This window comes from Ferruginibacter sp., assembly GCF_014377975.1.
Lineage (GTDB): Bacteria > Bacteroidota > Bacteroidia > Chitinophagales > Chitinophagaceae > Ferruginibacter.
The window spans coordinates 1-1,810 of sequence record NZ_JACMOO010000192.1; the positions used below are offsets into that span (position 1 = coordinate 1).

Genomic DNA, 1,810 nt, shown 5'->3' on the forward strand with positions numbered 1-1,810 from the left:
AGCGCTACTTCTGTTTTATCTTTTGGCGCAGGGTACACATCAATCACATCCGAAGCGATGATCCCTCCTGCAATTTCCTTAATCATTGCAGCAGCTCTTTTTAATACCAATACGGTGCTACTGATATCTACGCCTTTTTCAAAACGGGTAGCGGCATCTGTACGCAAACCATGGCGGAAGGATGTTTTGCGGATAGCGCTGGGATTAAACCAGGCACTTTCTAAAAAAATATTAACCGTATCGTTTTTAACGCCGCTATGCAATCCGCCATAAACACCTGCAATGCACATGGGAGCTGCTTCATCGCAAATCATTAAATCTGTTGCAGCCAGTTTTCTTTCCTTCTCATCCAGCGTAATAAAGGGCTCCCCTTCAGGTAAGTTTTTTACAATGATTTTTCTGCCCGATACTCTATCAGCATCAAAAGCATGCAAAGGCTGACCTGTTTCGTGTAAAATAAAATTGGTAATATCTACAATATTATTGATGGGGCGCAAGCCGATACTTTTTAATTTTTGTTTAAGCCAAACGGGGCTTTCTGCAATTTTAACACCCTGGATGCTGATGGCTGCATATCGCTGGCAGGCCTCCACATTTTCGATAGTTACCGTAAAAGGAATGCCTTTATCCCCAGCCTTTATTGAATTGGCTGATGGAATATTTTTATACGGCAACTTTACATGAGTGTCTTTTTTTATGTGGTGCGATAAGTAGGCGCAAACATCTTTGGCAACACCTAAATGACTCATGGCGTCCATCCTGTTGGGGGTAAGGCCAATCTCAAAAATAAAATCTGTATAGGGATGAAAATAATCGGCGGCAGGAATGCCGATCGTTACATCAGCCGGCAAAATCATAATACCAGCATGGTTATCACTCAGGCCAATTTCATCCTCGGCACAAATCATCCCGAAACTTTCAACACCCCGTATTTTGACCTTTTTCATTGTTAAAGCCTCGCCGACAGTGGGGTAAATAGTAGTTCCAATGATGGCAACAACTACTTTTTGCCCAACAGCTACATTGGGTGCGCCGCAAACAATTTGCAAAGGCGCTTCGGTTCCAATATTTACTTTCGTTAAACTAAGTTTATCCGAATCCGGATGTTTTTCGCATTCCACTACCTCACCAATTACCAATCCCTGCAAACCACCTTTTAACTCTTCATATTGCTCAAGACTTTCTACTTCAAGCCCAATAGAAGTTAATATTTTACTCAATTTTTCCGGTTCAATTTTTTCCGGTAAATACTCACTAAGCCAATTATAACTAATAGTCATTGATAGTTGCGTTTAAATGCTGATGCAGCAAAGATAACTATTGGCAGTTTCGATTACTAAAGGGATTTGTTTACGTTGGAGTTTCACTAACATATTAATTTATAAAGCCGTTGAAACAGCTTAACAATATTTACTTAACCCTCCCATCTAAGAACACCAGGTAAAATCAAAAAAAAGAAAATATCTGATATCAAAAAAAATAATTTATAACCAATAAAAAATGCCTGCTTCAATTAGTGAAAAAACAAAGCCAAAAAAAATGCAGGTGAGTGCAGAAATAAAAGTTATCTATTTTTTCGATGTTAATAAATTGTTACGTAAATGGACTGCATTTGAAAAATGGCTGTGTATAAGCATGTTTACTACCTGTGGATAACCTACTTTTACCGGTGGAATACAGGTGGAAAATAGTATTGGAATGGAGGCAAGCGCAATATGTGAATAATCTTGACAAAATTTGACTTTATCTTAGCCGCCCCGATCAATTTTCGATACCAATCCTTAGTACGTACCTGCTGCTCGCTATTAAA

Annotated in this window: 1 protein-coding gene; it reads right to left on the reverse strand. The window is 38.9% G+C overall.

All coding sequences use genetic code 11. The annotated features are described in order from the left end of the window. Positions 1-1,220: phenylalanine--tRNA ligase subunit beta (gene pheT, locus H7254_RS11090; protein ID WP_301933027.1), on the reverse strand; the 1,220-nt coding region annotated here is incomplete at its 3' end. Between the last annotated feature and the right edge of the window lie 590 nt (positions 1,221-1,810).